The organism is Tepidanaerobacter acetatoxydans Re1, from assembly GCF_000328765.2.
Classification (GTDB): domain Bacteria; phylum Bacillota; class Thermosediminibacteria; order Thermosediminibacterales; family Tepidanaerobacteraceae; genus Tepidanaerobacter; species Tepidanaerobacter acetatoxydans.
The window spans coordinates 799,426-820,580 of the sequence record NC_019954.2; the positions used below are offsets into that span (position 1 = coordinate 799,426).

The 21,155-nt window shown below is 39.7% G+C and carries 15 protein-coding genes; 12 read left to right on the forward strand and 3 right to left on the reverse strand.

The window, feature by feature from the left end; translation table 11 throughout:
- Positions 1-8 precede the first annotated feature (8 nt).
- Both TEPIRE1_RS03755 and TEPIRE1_RS03760 read right to left on the reverse strand, forming a co-directional pair.
- On the reverse strand, positions 9-1,619 hold the full coding sequence (locus TEPIRE1_RS03755) for a spore germination protein (protein ID WP_013777847.1): 1,611 nt from the start codon (positions 1,617-1,619) through the stop codon (positions 9-11).
- A gap of 109 nt (positions 1,620-1,728) precedes the next feature.
- Positions 1,729-2,052: a spore germination protein gene (locus TEPIRE1_RS03760; protein WP_015295056.1), complete on the reverse strand. Its 324-nt coding sequence runs from the start codon at positions 2,050-2,052 to the stop codon at positions 1,729-1,731.
- Between the two features lie 187 nt (positions 2,053-2,239).
- Between TEPIRE1_RS03760 and TEPIRE1_RS03765 the strand changes: the two genes are divergently transcribed.
- Positions 2,240-3,226, forward strand: coding sequence for a lipoate--protein ligase (locus TEPIRE1_RS03765; RefSeq protein WP_013777848.1), 987 nt, complete (start codon positions 2,240-2,242; stop codon positions 3,224-3,226).
- Between the two features lie 50 nt (positions 3,227-3,276).
- Here the strand turns inward: TEPIRE1_RS03765 and mntR are convergent, their stop codons facing one another.
- Positions 3,277-3,759: a transcriptional regulator MntR gene (gene mntR / locus TEPIRE1_RS03770; protein ID WP_013777849.1), complete on the reverse strand. Its 483-nt coding sequence runs from the start codon at positions 3,757-3,759 to the stop codon at positions 3,277-3,279.
- Between the two features lie 131 nt (positions 3,760-3,890).
- Here mntR and TEPIRE1_RS03775 point away from each other — a divergent pair, with 131 nt between their 5' ends.
- The 11 genes from TEPIRE1_RS03775 to TEPIRE1_RS03825 all read left to right on the forward strand — a co-directional run bounded on the left by TEPIRE1_RS03775 (position 3,891) and on the right by TEPIRE1_RS03825 (position 21,155).
- On the forward strand, positions 3,891-4,130 hold the full coding sequence (locus TEPIRE1_RS03775) for a FeoA family protein (RefSeq protein ID WP_013777850.1): 240 nt from the start codon (positions 3,891-3,893) through the stop codon (positions 4,128-4,130).
- A gap of 17 nt (positions 4,131-4,147) precedes the next feature.
- Positions 4,148-6,304 carry a ferrous iron transport protein B gene (gene feoB / locus TEPIRE1_RS03780; protein ID WP_015295057.1) on the forward strand — a complete coding sequence of 719 codons (2,157 nt, stop codon included), beginning with the start codon at positions 4,148-4,150 and terminating at the stop codon, positions 6,302-6,304.
- 208 nt (positions 6,305-6,512) lie between these two features.
- The gene (locus TEPIRE1_RS03785; protein ID WP_013777852.1) at positions 6,513-7,703 is read left to right on the forward strand and encodes an ROK family transcriptional regulator; all 1,191 of its coding nucleotides are present in this window, start codon (positions 6,513-6,515) and stop codon (positions 7,701-7,703) included.
- Positions 7,704-7,724: 21 nt separating this feature from the next.
- Positions 7,725-8,681 (forward strand): ROK family protein, encoded by a 957-nt coding sequence (locus TEPIRE1_RS03790; protein WP_013777853.1) that lies wholly within the window; start codon positions 7,725-7,727, stop codon positions 8,679-8,681.
- Positions 8,682-8,696: 15 nt separating this feature from the next.
- A complete protein-coding gene (gene fba, locus TEPIRE1_RS03795; RefSeq protein ID WP_013777854.1) occupies positions 8,697-9,542 on the forward strand; it encodes a class II fructose-1,6-bisphosphate aldolase in 846 nt (281 codons plus the stop codon).
- Between the two features lie 13 nt (positions 9,543-9,555).
- Complete coding sequence (locus TEPIRE1_RS03800; protein ID WP_013777855.1) at positions 9,556-10,629, forward strand: bifunctional phosphoglucose/phosphomannose isomerase; 1,074 nt, start codon at positions 9,556-9,558, stop codon at positions 10,627-10,629.
- On the forward strand, positions 10,630-11,574 hold the full coding sequence (gene pfkB, locus TEPIRE1_RS03805) for a 1-phosphofructokinase (protein ID WP_013777856.1): 945 nt from the start codon (positions 10,630-10,632) through the stop codon (positions 11,572-11,574). It abuts the gene before it with no gap.
- Between the two features lie 72 nt (positions 11,575-11,646).
- Positions 11,647-12,714 (forward strand): galactose ABC transporter substrate-binding protein, encoded by a 1,068-nt coding sequence (locus tag TEPIRE1_RS03810; protein ID WP_013777857.1) that lies wholly within the window; start codon positions 11,647-11,649, stop codon positions 12,712-12,714.
- Between the two features lie 79 nt (positions 12,715-12,793).
- Positions 12,794-14,305: a sugar ABC transporter ATP-binding protein gene (locus tag TEPIRE1_RS03815; RefSeq protein WP_013777858.1), complete on the forward strand. Its 1,512-nt coding sequence runs from the start codon at positions 12,794-12,796 to the stop codon at positions 14,303-14,305.
- 33 nt (positions 14,306-14,338) lie between these two features.
- Entirely contained in the window at positions 14,339-15,352 is a 1,014-nt protein-coding gene (gene mglC, locus TEPIRE1_RS03820) for a galactose/methyl galactoside ABC transporter permease MglC (RefSeq protein ID WP_013777859.1), read from the forward strand.
- A gap of 325 nt (positions 15,353-15,677) precedes the next feature.
- On the forward strand, positions 15,678-21,155 hold the full coding sequence (locus tag TEPIRE1_RS03825) for a glycoside hydrolase family 2 TIM barrel-domain containing protein (protein ID WP_013777860.1): 5,478 nt from the start codon (positions 15,678-15,680) through the stop codon (positions 21,153-21,155).

Here is a 21,155-nt window from a genome sequence, read left to right on the forward strand (position 1 = left end):
AACATTCCTCATTTATTATCATCATCCTTATTTGGTTCAGGGATTAGATTATATTTTTGCCTTACTAGATTTTTCCAACCGATCACACGCGGTCTTGTATGCATAGCCCACCATGGAGCTCGTATAAAGACATCTTTCATATCTTGTGTGGATATGGGGGCAATTGGAGAAAGATACGGTACGCCGAAGGAACGCATAGCGGCCAAGTGTGTTAAAAACCCTGCGGCACCTATCATTATTCCGAACATCCCAAGTGAGCCGGCTAAAATCATATAAAAAAATCGCATGATCGTTGTAGTATCATTGATAGATGAAACTACGAAAGCTGAAACAGCAGTAACAGAGATAACGATGACCATTGGTGCACCTACGAGGCCTGCCGAAACAGCCGCTTCTCCCACAACAAGGGCTCCCACAATACTTACGGCTTGGCCGACGGGCCTTGGCAGCCGCACGCCAGCTTCTTTTAAGATTTCATATATGATATTCATAATCATGGCTTCTATAAAAGCAGGAAAAGGAGTCCCTTCTTTAGATGCGGCCATATTTATGAGTAAGGTCGGCGGAAGCATTTCCTGATGAAAAGTTGTTAGAGCTATGTAAGCCGCCGGAGCAAATTCGGATATAAAAAATGCTATATACCTTAATGTTCTTAAAAAAGAAGCGTAATAAGGCCGCGAGTAATAGTCTTCACTGCTTTGAAAGGCCTCGACAAAAAGGTATGGGACTGTGAGCACAAAAGGAGTGCCATCAGTTAATATGGCTACTCGCCCTTCCAGCATCTTCGCAGCAACCATATCAGGTTTTTCACTGTTTCCCACTGTAGGCAGAAAAGAAAGGGGATTATCCTCGATGTATTCTTCAATATAGCCTGATTCAAGTATAGAGTCGGTATCAATTCGAGACAGCCTTCTTTTTACTTCTTCAACAATTTTATCATTGGCAATACCTTTTATATAAGCTATTATCACATCGGTTTGGGTTTGCCTTCCTATTTTCATGCTTTCGAATTTCAGGTTAGGGCTTTTAATTCTCCTGCGCAGCAAAGCGGTATTTGTCCTCAATGTTTCAGTAAAACCCTCGCGCGACCCTCGGACAACGACTTCGGTATCCGGTGCTTCGATACTGCGCGCTTCCCAACCGCGGCTGCCTGCAATCAGAGCAGTCGATGAGCCGTCTAAAAACAATACCGTATCTCCGGACAAGACTGCATTAACAGCATCCTGCAGGCAATTTATTTCATTAACTTCACTAATAGATAAAATCCGTTCTTTTATTATAGTTAAAGCATTTTTTTTATTAAATTTACAGCCCACAGTAGTCGGATTGATGTCTACCATCAAAGGTTTCATCAGGCTTAATTGCACTATTTCTCTGTCAACAAGGCCGTCTATGTAAACTATAAATGCACCTATTTTTACATCTGAACCTACTTCAAACCGGCGAATCACTGCATCACTGGAATTAGCAAAAATGTCTTGCATTTTTTCAAAATTAACTTTGATATCTTTGGATAAAGGTTCACCCTTTTTGTCCGGGATATCTTGATCGGATTCGGATTGTTGATTTGAACTTGAATGCACTAAAGTTCTATGCAGTTTCTTCATCCAACTGAACATTACCGTATCTCCGGACAAGACTGCATTAACAGCATCCTGCAGGCAATTTATTTCATTAACTTCACTAATAGATAAAATCCGTTCTTTTATTATAGTTAAAGCATTTTTTTTAATTAAATTTACAGCCCACAGTAGTCGGATTGATGTCTACCATCAAAGGTTTCATCAGGCTTAATTGCACTATTTCTCTGTCAACAAGGCCGTCTATGTAAACTATAAATGCACCTATTTTTACATCTGAACCTACTTCAAACCGGCGAATCACTGCATCACTGGAATTAGCAAAAATGTCTTGCATTTTTTCAAAATTAACTTTGATATCTTTGGATAAAGGTTCACCCTTTTTGTCCGGGATATCTTGATCGGATTCGGATTGTTGATTTGAACTTGAATGCACTAAAGTTCTATGCAGTTTCTTCATCCAACTGAACATAACTTAAACCCCATTTAAAAAATTATCTTTGCAATATGACAAATAAAAACATATTTATGCTTAGTATTTACTAATGAGGTCTGAATATACACGATACAGGAATAAAAAGCAATTTAAAAACCAGGTTGTCAATCGACTTTCCTTCCTGATATAATTTAATATATCAAAAAAAGATAGGAGAGTTGTGATGCTATACATAAGAAATGATTCCAATGATCCGTATTTTAATATGGCTCTGGATGAATATGCGGTAAAATACCTAGATCCGTCCAATGATTATTTTTATTTTTATCAAAACAATCCCACTATAGTTATTGGGAGAAATCAAAACACAATAGAAGAAGTTAATCTGGAATATGTTAAAAATCATGGAATAACAGTAGTGCGAAGAATGTCAGGAGGTGGTGCGGTATACCATGATTTAGGTAATGTCAACTTTACTTTCATAGTAGACTATAGAAAGGAAGATTTTAATAGCATAGAAAGATTTGCTAAGGCAATTGTAAAGGCCCTTGATAAACTGGGAATTGATGCGGAGTTTTCAGGAAGGAACGATATTATCATCGCAGGGAAAAAAATTTCCGGCAATGCTCAGTATGTCGCAAAAAAACGAATACTTCATCATGGAACATTGTTATTTGATTCGGACTTGACGGTGCTTGGCAAAGCGCTGAATGTAAAACCGGAAAAAATCACATCAAAAGGCATAAAGTCTGTAAAAAGCCGTGTCGCAAATATTAAAGATTATTTAAAAACCGATATAACGGTTTCGGAATTTAAAGAAATGCTGCTCAAGTTTGTGTTCGAGGTTGAAGGCAGTAAGTTAAAGGAATATACGCTTATGCCCGAAGACATGGAAAATATCATAAGCTTAAGAAATAAAAAGTATGCAACATGGGACTGGAACTTCGGAAGTGCTCCTGAATTTGATTTAAGCCGTTCCTGCCGCTTTAAGGGTGGAGAAATTCAAGCTCACATGAATGTACAAGATGGAATTATAACGGATATTAAGTTTCTTGGTGACTTTATGAGTGTGGGCGATGTTTCAGAAGTGGAAGAACAGTTGAAAGGGCAAAGGTTTAAGCAGGAGGAAATAAGAGGAGTCCTTTTAAAAATGGATTTAAAAGAGTATTTCGGTTCCATATCCTTAGAGGAAATCATGTCTCTGTTTTAATAAATAAACTAATAAAATTTAAACCGCCGTATTTCAAGGAGAATGGCGGTTTAAATTTTACTTAAATGTTCTTTATATTTTAAAAACTGTTGTAAAATCTCCGGATAATCTTTGAAAAATTTGTTGAGAATATCGATACTCTCTACCGTATCTAAAGTCAAGTGGTGTTCAATCATTTCTGTCTGGTGAAGTATGTCGTCCTTTACACCTATATTCTTCAGAAAGGTTTCAATGATTTTATGCCTTTTCAAGAAAAAACTCCCCAATTGTTTTCCCTTATCGGTCAATTGAATTATCCCATATTTCTCATAGGCCAGCAGGCCTATTTCCGTAAGCTTTTGCACCGTCTTCGTAGCCGATGAAGCCTGGACGTTTAACTGTTCAGCTAAGTTTGTCATGCGTATATAACCTTGAGCCTTACATGTCCTGTAAATCATTTCAAGATAATCTTCCATACTGGGTGTCAGCGGGATATTTTCCTGCCGAAGCATCTCATATCCCCGGTATGTATAAAATTCCTCATCGCTTTTCATTAAAAATCCCTCCCTTTGTAACACTGCGTAGATAAACAGCATATATTAGTTTTAAAAGGAATGTTTCCCTAGACTAACTTATTAAGGAACGAGAAAAAATATGTCATAATTTATAAGGGAGGATTTTACACATGGAAAAAAACCTTATCTTATTAGATAACTTGCCTGTTGGAAGTTGCGGGAGAGTAAAAAAGCTTACGGCTAAAGGCAATATACGGCGCCGAATGTTGGATTTAGGCTTAATTGAAGAAACTCAAGTTGAAGCTCTGAGAAAAAGTCCGTCAGGAGACCCTACCGCATATCAAATTCGAGGAGCTGTAATTGCTTTGAGGTCGGAAGAAGCATCTAAAATCCTGGTAGAAATGTGTTAGATCGGGGTGAATTACCAATGGGTTTAACAGGTCAATCTACATGGCTTGGAGCCTTGAAAAACGAGTATTCGATGAATGATGCTGTCTTAGATGGTGTTGTAATTGCATTAGCAGGTAATCCTAATACGGGAAAAAGCACATTATTTAACAGTATTACAGGTTTGAACCAGCATACGGGGAACTGGCCGGGTAAAACAGTGACACTGGCCTATGGAAATTACTATTATGCTGATAACAAATTTCTATTGGTTGACTTGCCTGGGACTTATTCCTTACTGTCAAATTCAGTGGAAGAAGAAGTAGCAAGGGATTATATTTGCTTTGCAAAACCAAAGGCATGCATAGTAGTCGCTGATGCCACATGTTTAGAAAGGAATTTGAATCTGGTGCTTCAAGTTTTGGAGATAACGGATAAAGTAGTAGTATGCGTGAACCTTATGGATGAAGCCGATAGAAAAAAGATAAACATTGATTTTGAAAAACTATCGGCAATTTTAGGCGTACCGGTGGTGGGGACTAATGCCCGCGACGGCAAAGGCATTGATGAATTGATGCAATTTGTTTATAAAGTTGCTGATAATCAAATACAAGCTATGCCGTTGAAAATTAAATACGATGAAGTTATTGAAGAAGCGGTAGAACACCTAAGACCTTATTTACAAAATATAGTAAAAGATGAACTCGACAGCCGCTGGGTGGCATTGAGATTGATAGAAGGGGAATGGGAAACCCTTGACACTATAAACAGCTTCCTTAAATCCCGACTTTATAAAAATGATGACTTAAAGCAAGAATTAAAAAAAGCAAATGAGATTTTACAAGCAAAATACCATGGAACAGATGAGATAAGAGATGCTATAGTTTCATCAATTGTAAGGAAAGCCGAGGAAATCAGCAAGATGGTAGTTAGCTTTGAAAACAAGAGATATAATGAGATGGACCGGAAAATAGATGATATTTTAACATCAAAAACCTTTGGTATTCCGATTATGTTAGCTCTTTTAGGTTTTGTATTTTGGCTTACAATCTCAGGGGCAAATTACCCTTCGGAAATTATCGCAAAGGTACTTTTTCGGATAGAGGATATTTTAACCGATTACTGCTTTAGGTGGGGTGTGCCGGAATGGATTCATGGCGCACTGGTTTTAGGCGTATATCGAACATCGGCGTGGGTTGTATCTGTAATGCTGCCGCCCATGGCTATTTTCTTTCCGCTGTTCACCCTGCTTGAAGACTTGGGATATTTACCAAGAGTGGCTTTTAACTTAGACAACTTTTTTAAAAAAGCTTGTGCACATGGCAAGCAAGCCCTTACTATGTGTATGGGCTTTGGATGCAATGCCGCAGGAATCATAGGCTGTAGGATTATTGATTCTCCCAGAGAAAGACTGATAGCAATAATTACGAACAATTTTGTCCCATGTAATGGCCGGTTCCCCACATTGATTGCGCTTTCTTCCATATTTATCGCAGGTTCTTTCAGAAAATTCCAAACAGTAATTGCTGCCCTTGCTCTATTAGGCACAATAATAATAGGAGTATTAATAACTCTTGCAGTATCGAGGATACTATCGGCTACGATTTTAAAAGGCATACCGTCCACATTTACATTGGAGCTGCCGCCTTACCGTAAACCCCGGGTTGGAAAAATTTTAATAAGGTCCCTGCTGGATAGAACCTTGTTTGTACTAGCCCGTGCAGTAATCGTAGCCGCTCCTACAGGGCTAATAATATGGCTGATGGCCAATACGACCGTTGAAAATCTAAGCATTCTAAAATGGAGTGGAAAAACCCTTGAGCCCATTGGCCATCTCTTGGGGATGGACGGATATATCCTCCTAGCCTTTATTTTAGGATTTCCTGCCAATGAAATTGTCATACCTATTATAGCAATGAGCTATATGGCAACGGGCTCTTTAATCGAAATCGAAACCCTTTCAGCTCTTAAGGAACTATTAATTGATAATGGCTGGACTTATCTTACAGCAGTATGCACAATGTTGTTTTCTCTAAATCATTTTCCTTGCGGCACCACACTGCTTACCATCTATAAAGAAACCCAAAGTCTTAAATGGACAGCTATTTCCTTTCTGGTTCCGACCATAACAGGTATAATAATATGCTTTATAGTAGCTCAAACCATTCGATGCTGCCAAATAATGATGTTACTGTAAAAACCCCCTTTTTCTAAATTCATGGTCAATAGGCATTATTGCATTATTTTTGCCAAATCAGGGGAATCCTATTGGCAATTTTTTTTATTAAGAATTTTACTTAATAAAAAAATTAATAAAGTTATTAATAAAAGTAGAAGGATTTTTAACTTTAATGTCGAATATATAATACAAAGAAGTAAAAATTTTAATTAAGTTGGGGAATTTTATGCAAAAATTTAATCTTGATGAATTCAAAGCCACAACAAATGCTAACGACTGCTTGGTTCTTAATACAATAAGACATTATGGGCCGATATCTCGGGCAGCTATAGCTAAGGTTACCGACCTTACCGCACCTGCCATTACTTACATAACAAATAAGTTGCTGGATTCAGGGCTTGTAGTAGAATACAAAGTCGGAAAGTCAAGCGGTGGCAGGCGGCCTATACTGCTTACTGTAAATCCTGACATCTTAAACGTCGTAGTGATTCATATAAGTTCCAATAAGTTGAGGGGCTATCTTGTAAATGGAGATTTACAGGTCTTAACGGAAAGAGAATACCCGGTCCAAAAAGTGCCCAAGGATGATATATTGGAGCTTATGCTTACAACTATCTCTGATTTAAAGCAAGAATCTAAAACCGATATACTTGGCATTGGTGTAGTTGTCCACGGACCGGTAAAATCAAAAGAAGGTATATCCATATTCGCACCGAACCTAGGCTGGCGAAATGTACCCATTAAGTACATTGTAGAAGAAAAGATAGGCATTCCTACATTTGTAGAAAATGACGTAAGGGCTATGGCTATAGGTGAGTTTCACTATGGCACGGCACGCAGCGTTGAAAACATGGTCTTTTTAAAGGTCGGATACGGTGTGGGTTCTGCCATTTTTATAGAGGGCAAACTTTATCGCGGCCACGGAGACAGTGCCGGTGAAATCGGCCATACAACAATCGACGTGGGAGGTCCTTTGTGCAGCTGCGGCAACTATGGATGCTTGGAGTCGCTTGTTTCGGAAAATGCACTGGTCAAAGCCATGGTTAAATCAATTAAAGAAGGCAGGTCATCAGTTGCCCAAGATATGGCAGGGGGCAATCTTGATGAAATAACCCCTGAGATTATTTATGAAGCAGCAGAAAAAGGCGATGTACTGGCCGGCAGGATTTTAAGACAGGTGGCGCGATACCTTGGTATAGGTATTGCTAACACCATCAACACATTTAACCCTGAGCTTTTGACGATTGGAGGGGGAATAGTCCGAGCAAGGGCTTTTATTGAAGATACTATTTTAGATACAGTAAAAACACGGTCACTGGAGAATAGTTTCAGTTTGTGTGAAATTGAATTTTCAGATATGGGTGAAGTGGCCACTGTTAAGGGAGCTGCCGATGTGGTAATGACAGCTATCCTTTAAGTCTAAAGCGGAGGGATAAAAATGTATTTTATCGGCGTCGATTTAGGAGGTACGAATATTGCCTCAGCCTTGGTAAATGAAAAGGGCGAAATCATAAACAGCACTGTCATTCCAACAGAAGCACAAAAAGGGCCCGAATACGTGATAGGCAATATGAAAAGAGAAATTCACAAACTAATAAATAATGCTGCAGGTTCTAAAATTGTCGGAATAGGCCTGGGAATTCCGGGCCTGGTTGATATAGATAAGGGCATGTCCCTTTTTGCCGGTAATTTAGGATGGCAAAACATACCTGTGCTGGAACAATTTCAAAATGAGTTTGATGTTCCTGTATGTATGGATAATGACGTAAGAACGGCAGCTCTTGGCGAAAAGCATTTTGGTGCCGGTGTCGGAATCGATAATTTAATCTGCATAACATTAGGCACCGGCATCGGTTCAGGAATAATTCTTGACGGTAAAATCTATAGAGGTCATTCTCTCAGTGCCGGTGAAATCGGCCATATTACTATAGTAAAAGATGGCCTTTACTGTAATTGTGGAAATAGAGGCTGTTTAGAAATGTATGCTTCAGCTCCGGGAATTGTCCGTCGAACACAAAAATACATCCTCGAAGGCCATAATACGGTGATGACTTCAATGATTGACGGAGATTTAGATAAAATTACAACAAAAACCTTATCACAAGCATGGGAAAAAGGCGATGAGCTTGCTCAACTGGTAATAGACGAAACTGCGGAGTTTTTAGGGATTGGCCTTGCCACATTTGCGCACTTGATAAATCCTGAAGTAATTATTATTGGCGGCGGCGTCTCGCTAATGGGAGATAAACTATTTAATCCACTGCAAAAATATTTTGATGAACATTCTATGAGAATATTGAGAAATAAACTCCCTATTATTCCGGCCAAACTGAAAAGCGAGTCGGGTACGGTCGGAGCCGCAGCTTTAGCCATGATAAACCTGGGTATTTTATAAGTTGGAGGCGATATAATGCTGGTATCTTCTAAAGAAATGCTGCAAAAGGCTCAACAAAATAAGTATGCAATAGCAGCTTTTAATATTCATAATCTTGAAACGCTAAAAGCCGTGGTTGAAACTGCCGAAGCAGAACAAAGCCCGTTGATATTACAAACAACTCCGGGAACCTGTGAGTATGCAGGCATAGATTACCTTGCTGCCATGGCCGAAACAGCATCAAAGGCTGCAGACATTCCCATAGCCCTACATCTTGACCATGGAAATTCGGCGGACCTTGCAATAAAGTGTATAGATGTCGGCTATACATCGGTAATGATCGATGGTTCTATGCTGCCCTTTGAAGAAAATGTGTCATTGGTTAAGCAAGTAGCAGACTATGCACATAAAAAGCATGTCCAAGTTGAGGCAGAGCTTGGCCATATTTCCGGAGTTGAGGAGAATATTTCTTCGAGCACAGAGTTGCTAACAGACCCTATGGAGGCGGCAGAATTTGTAAAAAGAACCGGCGTAGATTCATTAGCAATTGCTGTAGGCACAGCCCATGGAATTTACAAAGGGACTCCCAAAATTCACTTTGACATTATCCGAAATATCCGCAAAGTTGTAAGCATTCCGCTGGTTTTGCACGGATGCTCCGGCGTGCCCGAAGATGATGTTAAGCAAGCCGTCGAGTGCGGAATATGCAAAATCAACATTGCGACAGATATTAAAATTGCATTTGCAGCAGAACTTAAAGAATTCTTTTCATTAAAACCAGATGAAACCGACCCAAGAAAATATTTTAAACCTGCGATAGAGTCGGTAAAAGAGGTAGTGAAATCTAAAATTCATATAGCAGGTTCATATAACAAGGCATAGAGGAGGCAGCAAATTGATTGATTTAAATGATGTGAAAAAAGTCAGACAAATTGACAGCATGAGTTCTTTACTTACAACGGAAAGGTATGACATGCAGTTCGAGGAAGGTTTAAAAATAGCTGAAAATTTCAAAATAGAAAAACCAATGCATAATTTCCATGAACTCGTAATATTAGGTACTGGTGGAGGATCTTCGGTGGCCGCAGGGCTTTTGAGGTCATACCTCTTTGATGAACTTGATATTCCGGTAATAATTAACCAGGGTTATAACGTGCCGGCTTATGTGGATGAAAACTCACTAATTTTTGTGATTTCTCATTCGGGAAATACCGAAGAAACGCTTTCGGCTTTTGAGCAGGTAAAATCAAAAGGCGCATATATGCTTGCAATTACAGCCGGCGGGCTTTTACAAGACAAATGTGCCGAAAATCAAATTCCCTGTCTCATAGTTCCGCAAGATATCGGCCATCCCAGAAGGGTCTTAGGCTACATATTTATTCCCATACTTGTAATATTGTCAAAACTTGGCCTGATATCGGATAAGACCCATGAAATCCAACAACTTATAAACTTGTTTTCAGAACTTAAACAAAAATATGGTGTCGATGTGCCGGTTGAAGACAACCCGGCAAAGCAAATAGCTATGGAACTATATGGATACATACCTTTGGTTTACGGCTCACTTGACTATTATGATTCGGTAGCTTGGAGGATAAAAAATCAGTTTGGCGAAAACAGCAAACTCATGGCATTTTATAATGTCATACCTAACTTGCACCATGATGAAGCCGTCGGGTGGGATATGCCGGAGGACCTTATTTCAAAATTTTATTTAATTTTACTTAGGGATGATGAACTAGACAGCCCTAAAATTAAAAAACGCAAGGATATAACCGCAGAAATGTTATCTGCCAGAATGGGCAAGGTAAGACAGGTTTATGCTGAAGGTCCGAACAGACTTTGCCGCATGTTTTCCCTAGTATATCTCGGAGACTTTATTACACTGTATGCGCCGATATATCGGGGAGTAGACCCAACGCCGGTAAATATTATCAACCTTTTTAAAACTAAAATGGCGGAGTCATAGATGATTCTTGCAGTAAACTTAAATGCATCCATAGATAAGGCATATACCGTGGAGAATTTTAAGCCCGGAACGGTGACAAGAGTAAAAGAGGTAATACCGACTGCCGGCGGAAAGGGATTAAATGTAGCAAGAGTGCTGAATTCACTGAATCAGACCGTAAGTGTCACCGGATTTATCGGTGGATTTTCAGGAGCCTTTATAGAGCAGCAGCTTAAAGAGCAAAAAATGCCTTTTGAGTTTATACATGTAAATGGTGAAACCAGGTCCTGCATCAATATTATAGATTTATCCTCAAATATTCATACAGAACTGTTGGAGCCTGGGCCATATATATCGGAAGAAGAGCTTGATGAGTTTTTAGAATTTTACACAAGCTCAGTTAAGCAATATGACGTGATAACGCTTTCCGGCAGTGCTCCTCGGGGCATTGATACAGATATATATGCAAAACTCGTATCTATCGCAAAAGATGCAAATAAAAAGGTCATACTCGATACAAGCGGCGAGTATTTGGCTAAAGGTATACAGAGTTCTCCTACTTTAGCAAAACCGAATAAATCAGAAGCGGAGCTGCTTTTAGGAAGAAAGCTTAAAGATACCGGTGACTTGGCATCTGCTGCAAAAGAACTTGTGGGCATGGGTCCTGAAATCGTTGCAATATCACTAGGTGCCGAAGGCGTAATGGTGGCAAGCGGTTTGACTAAAGAAGCCTACTTGGCGGTTCCTCCTAAAATCCGCCCTGTAAACACCGTAGGCTGTGGTGATGCAATGGTAGCCGGATTTGCCACAGGACTTTCCAACAACTGGCCTCTTACAGAATGTATTAAATATGCCGTAGCGGTTTCGGCAGCAGCGGCACTGAGCCCTGTAACGGGTGGAATTGTTTTAAAAGAAGTAGACAACATTATTGGAAGTATGGATTTTCATAATCTGTACCTACTTTGATAATTGCAGCACATTAAATTAATAGGTGCTGGATTATATAAAAAAAAATTATTTATCAGGGGGTAAGTAAGTATGAAGAAAACCATATCAATCATTCTCATGTCAGTTCTTCTAATAGGTCTTCTAGCTGGCTGTGGAGGAGGCGGTCAACCTGCGGGAGGAGATAACGAACAAGCAGAAGGCGGCGAGAAAGCCGGCAGCGAAATCAAGATAGGCCTATGCCTTTACAAATTCGACGACACCTTCATCTCCACCGTACGCCAAGCGATAGAAAAAGACGCAGCAGAAAAGAGCAAAGCCACAGGCGACAAAATCACCATCAACGCCGTAGACGGCCAAGGCCAACAAGCGACCCAAAACGACCAAGTAGACACATTCATAACCCAAGGCTACGACATAATAGACGTAAACATGGTAGACCGAACCGCAGCCTCAGTCATAATAGACAAAGCCAAAAAAGCCGACATACCCATAGTATTCTTCAACCGTGAACCCGTATCCGAAGACATGGACAAATGGGATAAACTATACTACGTAGGAGCAAAAGCCGAAGAATCAGGGACCATGCAAGGCAGCATAGCCGTAGAATACTGGAAAAACCATCCAGAAGCAGACAAAAACGGAGACGGCATAATGCAGTATGTAATGCTGGAAGGAGAACCCGGCCACCAAGACGCAATACTTAGAACCGAGTACTCCATCAAAGCCGTAGAAGAAGCCGGAATAAAAACCGAAAAACTAGCCAGCGACACCGGCAACTGGCAAAGAGCCCAGGGCCAAGAAAAAATGGCAGCATGGCTTTCCGCCTTTGGAGACAAAATCGAAGTAGTATTTGCCAACAACGACGACATGGCCCTAGGAGCAATCGAAGCACTAAAAGCCGCCGGCTACTTCCAAGGCGACAAATACATGCCCGTAATAGGCGTAGACGCCACAGCACCGGCCCTTGACGCACTAGCAGACGGCAAACTGCTGGGAACAGTACTAAACGATGCCAAAGGTCAAGGCAACGCAATCCTAGAAATATCCTATGCACTAGCCAAAGGCAAAGACCCCGAACTTGAAGGCCTAACCGATGGCAAATACTGCTGGGTACCATACCAGCCCGTAACCAAAGAAAATATGGACCAATTCAGATAACACAACAAACAACTTAGGGAGTGCATGCACTCCCTAAAATTCCCCAAACCCACATCTAACTTAAAAAAAGGTGAGAACAATGACACAAGAGCACATACTAGAAATGCAAAACATATCAAAAAGCTTTCCCGGAGTCCAAGCACTAGACAACGTAACACTAAAACTAAAACCAGGCACAGTCCACGCCCTGGTAGGCGAAAACGGAGCCGGCAAATCCACACTAATGAAATGCCTATTTGGCCTATACACCCCGGACAAAGGCCATATAATCCTAGACGGAAAAACAGTCGAACTCAAAACCGCCAAAGACGCCATAGAAAACGGCATCTCAATGATACACCAAGAACTCCAGCCGATACCCCACAGAAGCGTAATGGAAAACATCTGGCTGGGCAGATTCCCCACCAAAAAAATCATAGGCATACCGGCCGTAGACCACAAAAAAATGTACAAAGACACAAAAACACTAATGGAAGAACTAAAAATAGACATAAACCCAACCACACTAGTATCAAAACTATCAGTTTCACAAATACAAGCAGTAGAAATAGCCAAAGCCGTTTCATACAAATCGAAAATAATCATCATGGACGAACCCACATCATCCCTAACCGAAAACGAAGTAGAAAACCTATTTAGAATAATCAAAGACCTAAAAGCCCATGGTGTAGCAATAATATACATATCCCACAAAATCGAAGAAATCCTAGAAATATCCGACGAAGTTACCATAATGAGAGATGGCAAAAAGATAGGCACATGGCCTGTCCAAGAACTAACAATCGACACAATAATCACAAAAATGGTAGGCAGAGAACTCACCCACAGATTTCCACCGCGCAAAAACATACCGGGTGAAACAATAATGAAAGTAGAAAACCTTACCTCCATCAACCCCAGATCATTCAAAAACGTAACATTCGACCTAAAACGCGGTGAAGTATTAGGCATAGGCGGCCTAGTAGGAGCACAGAGGACAGAACTAGTAGAAGCCATCTTCGGCATAAGAAACATATCAAAAGGCAAAATCTACATAAAAGACAAAGAAGTCACAATAAACCACCCATTTGACGCCAAACAAAAAGGCCTGGCACTCCTAACCGAAGACAGGCGCTCAACAGGCATATTCCCCATGCTTTCCGTAGAAGAAAACGTCCTAATCGCAGCACTGCACAAATACCTAAAACTCAACTTCATAGTAGACAAAAAAACCAGCAGCACAGCAGTAAAAGCTGCAGTAAAAAAACTACAAATAAAAACCCCATCAATAAAAACCCAAATACAATACCTATCCGGAGGCAACCAACAAAAAGCAATATTCTCAAGATGGCTGCTAACCGAACCGGAAATTCTAATTCTAGACGAACCGACCCGAGGCATAGACGTAGGAGCAAAATACGAAATATACACCATAATAACCGACCTTACCAGACAAGGCAAAAGCATAATCATGATATCCTCAGAAATGCCAGAACTCATAGGCATGTCAGACAGAATAATGGTAATGTGCGAAGGAAAAGTCAGCGGCTTCATAGACGGCAAAAGAGCAAACCAAGAAACAATAATGAAATATGCGACGCAGTTTGCATAAACAAAAGATAGAAGACACAGAGGAGGTAACAAATTGGCTATTACAAAACCAAAAACAAAACCAGGCCTGCAAACCAGCGAACTAAAAACCATATTAAGCAACAACGCCATATACATAGTACTTCTAGTATTATCCCTAACAATAGGCATACTCAACAAAAACTTCCTATCACCTTCAAACATAGGCAACATACTGCGCATATCCTCAGTGCGCATGATAATAGCATTAGGAGTAAGCGGAGCACTAATCACCCGCGGCACAGACCTTTCCGCAGGCCGCGTTGTAGCCCTTACAGCATGCATATCCGCAAGCCTGCTGCAACGACCTGACTACGCATACAAAATATACGAAAACCTGCCCGACCTGCCCATAATACTACCCATACTGCTAGCCGTACTCATAGGAACCATCATAGGCATAATCAACGGCACAATAATAGCATACCTAAAAGTACCCGCATTCATAGCCACACTGGGCATGCAAGTAATAGTATACGGCTTTGCATGCATATACACCAATGCACAGCCCATAGGAGGCCTAAGAGACGACTTTACAAACCTTGCATCCGGCTCAATGCTTCTAATACCCAACCTAGTCCTCATAGCAGCAATAATAATAGCCGCAATTTGGTTTATGTATAACCACACACAATTTGGCAAATACATATACGCCATAGGCGGCAATCCCAGTGCAGCAGAAGTATCCGGAGTAAAAGTTGAGCCCACACTAGTTAAAGTCTATGCACTAGCCGGCGGTCTTTACGGTTTGGCCGGGGCACTACTTGCCGCAAGAACCGGAGGAGCTACAAACAACTACGGCCTAATGTATGAACTTGACGCCATAGCAGCCTGCACCATAGGAGGCGTATCCACTTCCGGCGGCATAGGTCGAGTATCTGGAATCATCACCGGCGTATTAATATTCGAAGTACTAAGCAACGGATTAGTTATCCTAGGAGTTTCCGCTTACTGGCAGCAAGTTATCAAAGGCATCATAATTATTACTGCCGTAGCTTTTGACATTCGCAAATATTTTGCGAAAAGATAAAAACAAAAAAACAGAGACAAATGTCCACCTGTATAATGCTGTCCCCACATCATTAAACAAAAGCGAAACAAATGTCTCTTACGGTATTATAGCAGAAAAGATAACGATAATCCAGTTATTTGTCGAAAAATATCTTAAAACCACTAGAATGCATAATATTGATTTTATAAAAGGGAGGATGATACAAACAACAGAAATAAATATATAGAGGGGGGTAATAGCAATAAGATGATAATACCGAATATATAGTGTGAGTTAGCAAAAACCGTGTAGGATTTACTGATCTGTTAAATTTTTATGCTTAGACAGGAGGAAAAAAACAAAAATGTCAAAAAAACTTATTACTAGCTTCGTTTTATTGGTTTTTATCTTGACTAATTTAGGTATAGCTGCCTTTGCGATGCCGTCGGATGGCATACAAGAATGGAATGACAATCCTACGCTATTTCAGGTAAAACGAGAACCAGCTCATGCGACATTTATACCTTTTGCTGATGTTGAAACGGCTCTAATGCGAGACAGAGACAACTCTCCCTACTTTAAACTACTTAACGGACAGTGGAAATTCCACTGGTCTAAAAATCCGGCTTCAAGACCTGTGGATTTTTATAAAGAGGATTTTGATGTAAGCCAATGGGATGAGATACCGGTTCCCAGCTGCTGGCAGCTACAAGGATATGACTACCCTATATATACTAATGTTACATATCCTTGGACAGGTTATGAAAATCCTAAACCACCGAAAGCCCCTACGGTATATAACCCCGTTGGTTCTTATCGACACACATTTACTATACCTGAAGACTGGGATGGACGCGAGGTTTTTATCTCCTTCCAAGGTGTAGAATCAGCTTTTTACCTCTGGGTAAATGGACAAGAAGTAGGCTATAGCGAAGATAGCTTTACACCTGCAGAATTTAATATCACGGAGTATTTAGAACAGGGTGAAAATACCATTGCTGTTGAGGTTTACCGCTGGTCTGACGGAAGTTGGCTGGAAGATCAAGATTTTATTCGATTAAGCGGTATATTCCGTGATGTATATCTTTACTCAGTACCAAAGGTGCATATACGCGATTTTAAAGTCGAGACAGATCTAGATGATCAATATAAAGATGCAACTTTAAACCTCAGAGTAGATTTAAGGAACCTTGGTATTGAAAATCCTGATAATTATAAAGTTGAAGCAATGTTGTATGATGCAGATGAATCTCCGGTTTTATTAGAACCTTTTTATACAACGGCAAGCTTCGGTGAAGAAGAAAATGAAGTTTCAGTAGAATTAGAGCAGTTTATAGAGAATCCGCTAAAATGGTCGGCTGAAGACCCGAATCTTTATACACTGGTGTTGAGTTTAAAAGATTCAACAGATAATATCCTCGAAACTACCAGTTGTAGAGTGGGTTTTAGGGAATTTGAAATAGAAGATAAGCAGATGAAAATCAATGGTAAGCCTATTATGTTCAAAGGTACAAACCGACACGAAATAGATCCGGACACCGGAAGGGTCATCTCAAAAGAAAGAATGATTCAAGATATTCTATTAATGAAGCAATTTAATATAAATGCTGTGCGCACATCACACTATCCTAATGATCCAATGTGGTATGACCTTTGCGATGAATATGGTCTTTACCTAATTGACGAAGCAAATGTTGAATCTCATGGAGCTAATGGTACATTACCTAAAAGTGACCCTAACTGGTTAGATGCGTGCCTTGATAGAATGAAGAGTATGGTAGAACGAGATAAGAACCATCCATCGGTGCTAATATGGTCTTTAGGTAATGAGGCCGGTAGCGGAACCACATTCAAGCATATGGCGGAATGGGCACGGCAAGCAGATCCTACACGTATCATCCATTATGAAGGGGATAACCAATGGGCTGATGTTCAAAGCAATATGTATGCTAGAGTAGGTACTGTTGAAAATTACGGTAAAACCGGCACTAAGCCATATATATTATGTGAATATGCCCATGCTATGGGTAACAGTGTAGGCAACTTATTCAAATACTGGGATGTTATAGAAAAATACCCGAATCTTCAAGGCGGCTTTATATGGGATTGGGTAGATCAAGCCCTTAGATGGCCTACGCCTGTTAAGAGAATAATTTCTGATAAAAGTAACAATAAATTTAAATCCGAGATGTTTGGTGAATTAGAAGTAGGTAGATCTGGTAATGCTTTGAGGGGATACACAATTTTACCTGATGTACCTGAATTAAACATTACAGGTCAAGGCCTTACCCTTGAAGCTTGGGTAAAACCAGAAGCTTCTGCAAGCAGTGACAATGTAATTATTGCAAAGGGTGACAGTCAATTTGCAATTAAGCATACTGCAAATTACTTGCAACAAAATAGAAGTGTAATTGAATTTTATATTTATGATGCAGATATTCCGGGGCAATGGACTCAATGGGTAGCGGCTGCTGCAGATACACCGTCAGACTGGTTTGGAGAGTGGCATCATGTGGCAGGAACCTATGATGGAACAAAATTAACGATATATATCGATGGTGAATTAAAAGCTGAAAAAGAAACCACCGCAAAAATCACGGCTAACGCATACCCTGTGGGAATAGGCCGGGATGTTGAGAGGAATCGAGGTTTTAATGGTTTAATTGATGATGCCCGAATCTATAACCGTGCACTTACTATTGATGAAATAAATAACCATGAAAGACAACCCGATGAAAGTACAGTGCTGTGGGTGGATTTTGAAGATGTAGAGGAAGATGGTTATCGTGATAGTGAATTCTTTGCCTATGGCGGAGATTGGGGAGACAATCCAAATGATGGAAACTTCTGTGCAAATGGCTTAATATTCCCTGACAGGACAGTGCAGCCGGAACTTTATGAAGTAAAAAAAGTGTATCAAAATATAGGAATTAAAGCTGTTGATTTAGAAAACGGTCAGATAGAAATACAAAATAAATATTTGTTTACAAATCTTGAAGAATTTAATATGTCATGGGAGTTATTAGAAGATGATGAAATAATCGACTCAGGCAATATAGTAATTGACCTTGCCCCCCTTTCTTCTAAAGTTATTACGGTGCCTTTTGAGACTCCACAGATAAAACCCGGTGCAGAATATTGGCTAAATATAAACTTTACATTAAAAGAAGATACTCCTTGGGCTGATGCAGGTCATGAAATTGCCAAAGAACAGTTTAGTATGCCTTTTAGCAAAGAACCATTATCCTTAAGCATATCGGATATGCCTGAGCTTGAACTTGAGGAAAATGATGAGGAAATATTAATAAACGGAGATAAATTTACCATAGTGTTTGATAAATCTAAAGGAACTATGTCATCTTATGTGTATGATGACAAAGAAGTCATTAAAGAAGGTCCAATACCCAACTTCTGGAGAGCACCTATTGATAATGATAAAGGAAACGGCATGCCGTCAAGAACTGCTACATGGCGCTATGCCGGAGAAAATAGGCAAATAAGCAATGTAACGGTAACAAGGCTTGCAGATCAAGTTATACAGATAGACGTAGATGCAACATTGCCTACAAAAGTAGAGTCAGAATACAAAGCAACATATGTTTTTTACGGCAGTGGCGATGTGGTGGTTAACAATACATTAATATCGGATTCAAGCCTCCCTGAAATACCTGAAATAGGAACAATACTAACATTGCCGGAAGAATTTGAAAATATTAAGTGGTATGGACGAGGACCTCAAGAAAATTATTGGGATAGAAATACAGGTGCACTTGTGGGAGTATATAATAGTACTGTGGATGAAGAATTTATACCGTATCTTGAACCTTCAGAAACCGGAAATAAGACCGATGTTAGATGGGTAACATTGACAAATGATGAAGGTTTTGGGCTGTTGGCTATAGGAATGCCGCTTATTGAAGTTAACGCACTGCATTACACACCTGAAGACTTATCTACTGCAAGCCATCCCTATAAACTGGTACGTCGCGATGATATTACTTTGCGGTTAAATTATAAGCAGATGGGATTAGGTGGTGACGATAGCTGGGGTGCAAAACCTCATTCTGAGTTTACACTTTATCCTGGCAAACCATATTCTTACAGCTATCGATTAAAACCAATTACTTTGTCAACACAATCACCTATGGAATTGAACAAGGAAGTAATAAGCCTAGATGCATTAAAAGGTATTAACATTGATGGAAAGCCGTTACCATCTTTTAATAGCCAAATACCGGATTATGAAATACAAATTTTAGAAGGAAGCAGAACCATACCACCTGTAGTTGAGCCTATACCCACGAGTGATAAAGTCCAATTAGAAGTAACCCAAGCAGAAACACTGCCCGGAACCGCGACTATAACAGCAACATCAGAATTAGGAGTTACAACTATTTATTCAATCAAATTTATTACTGTTCCAGAAATATATCTTTCCGATATTGACTGGATAAATGCTACTTGTGGCTGGCAAACCATCCAAAGAGATAAAAGCGTTGAAGGTAATCCATTAAGATTGTTAGGGCCATCGAATCAGGTAATAACATTCGAAAAAGGTATAGGAACACATGCCGACTCAGAAATCATATATGACATTGAAGGAAAGGGTTATGGTATTTTTGAGTCATATATCGGGGTAGACCGTGAAATAAGCAATGGCAGTATTATATTTGAAGTTTGGTTAGATGGTGAGAAAGTATTTGAAAGTGATGTAATGACTGCAAGAACCCCAGCACAATTTATAAGTATAGATGTAAGAGGTAAAAATGAGCTAAAATTAGTGGCCCATGACGCGGGAGATGGAAATGCGGAGGATCATGCTGACTGGGCAGATGCCAAATTTAAAAAATCAGATGAAGAACCAATTGCTGAACCAAAAATCACCCTAACAAGCCCTAACTCAGTCCAGTCAGGCATTGAATTTACAACAAAAATAGGCTTAAGCAATGTAACAGAAGCAGTCTATGCAGCAGACATAACAATAAATTACGACACTAACCTATTTGAACTTATAACATGTCAAACAGCAGATGACAATACTGTAATAAGTAAAGTCTATGAGGACGAACTAGGAAGCGTTAAGGTATCCATCGACTTTAAAGAACCGGTAACAGCTGAAGCAATAGAACTATTTGACATAGTTTTTAAAGCCAAAGAAATTACCGAAACTAAATCAGGTATTATAGGAATATCAAAAGCTCTTATAAAAACAACAGAAGTTGAAGAACTACAAGTACAGCCCATAGAAAAAACAATCGAGGTAATAGCAGAAGATATCCCAGAAAAAGTAATATCATCAATCAAACCTGTAGAAATTACAACTAAAGTTGGAGAACCTCCTATACTTCCTGACAAAGTTATAGTGATATACAGCGATAATTCAACAGCTGAAGTAAATGTAATTTGGAATGAAATAAATCCTGAACAGTATGCTAATATAGGCAAGTTTACAGTAAAAGGAACTGTTGAAGGGACAGACATCAAAGCTGTGGCAAATATAACAGTAGAAGCAATATCAGAAGAAAAGTCATTCACCATTATATCTGGAACTAAACTTGACAGAACCACAGGTATCAAAGCCAAGGTAAAAGTAAAACACAAGACAGAATCAAATACACATCCAGGTAATGAAGTAGTTCTATTCCAACTGATGAAAGGCACAACACCGATAAGCATCATTGCATTAGAGAAAGATATAGTAACTGAAGAAGTATTCACAGCTCACTTTAATGTAAAAGACTATGAAAGCCTAGCTTACAAAGTAAAAGTATTCGTATTTGATCGCTTTGACAGTGATATAACTGCTCCGTTAAATCTTGCAGAACCGACTGAACTCGACTAG

Coding starts and splice junctions, on each gene's coding strand:
- TEPIRE1_RS03755 (WP_013777847.1), bottom strand. CDS start 1,619: ATGTTCAGTTGGATGAAGAAACTGCATAGAACTTTAGTGCATTCAAGT.
- TEPIRE1_RS03760 (WP_015295056.1), bottom strand. CDS start 2,052: ATGTTCAGTTGGATGAAGAAACTGCATAGAACTTTAGTGCATTCAAGT.
- TEPIRE1_RS03765 (WP_013777848.1), top strand. CDS start 2,240: ATGCTATACATAAGAAATGATTCCAATGATCCGTATTTTAATATGGCT.
- mntR (WP_013777849.1), bottom strand. CDS start 3,759: ATGAAAAGCGATGAGGAATTTTATACATACCGGGGATATGAGATGCTT.
- TEPIRE1_RS03775 (WP_013777850.1), top strand. CDS start 3,891: ATGGAAAAAAACCTTATCTTATTAGATAACTTGCCTGTTGGAAGTTGC.
- feoB (WP_015295057.1), top strand. CDS start 4,148: ATGGGTTTAACAGGTCAATCTACATGGCTTGGAGCCTTGAAAAACGAG.
- TEPIRE1_RS03785 (WP_013777852.1), top strand. CDS start 6,513: ATGCAAAAATTTAATCTTGATGAATTCAAAGCCACAACAAATGCTAAC.
- TEPIRE1_RS03790 (WP_013777853.1), top strand. CDS start 7,725: ATGTATTTTATCGGCGTCGATTTAGGAGGTACGAATATTGCCTCAGCC.
- fba (WP_013777854.1), top strand. CDS start 8,697: ATGCTGGTATCTTCTAAAGAAATGCTGCAAAAGGCTCAACAAAATAAG.
- pfkB (WP_013777856.1), top strand. CDS start 10,630: ATGATTCTTGCAGTAAACTTAAATGCATCCATAGATAAGGCATATACC.
- TEPIRE1_RS03810 (WP_013777857.1), top strand. CDS start 11,647: ATGAAGAAAACCATATCAATCATTCTCATGTCAGTTCTTCTAATAGGT.
- TEPIRE1_RS03815 (WP_013777858.1), top strand. CDS start 12,794: ATGACACAAGAGCACATACTAGAAATGCAAAACATATCAAAAAGCTTT.
- TEPIRE1_RS03825 (WP_013777860.1), top strand. CDS start 15,678: ATGTCAAAAAAACTTATTACTAGCTTCGTTTTATTGGTTTTTATCTTG.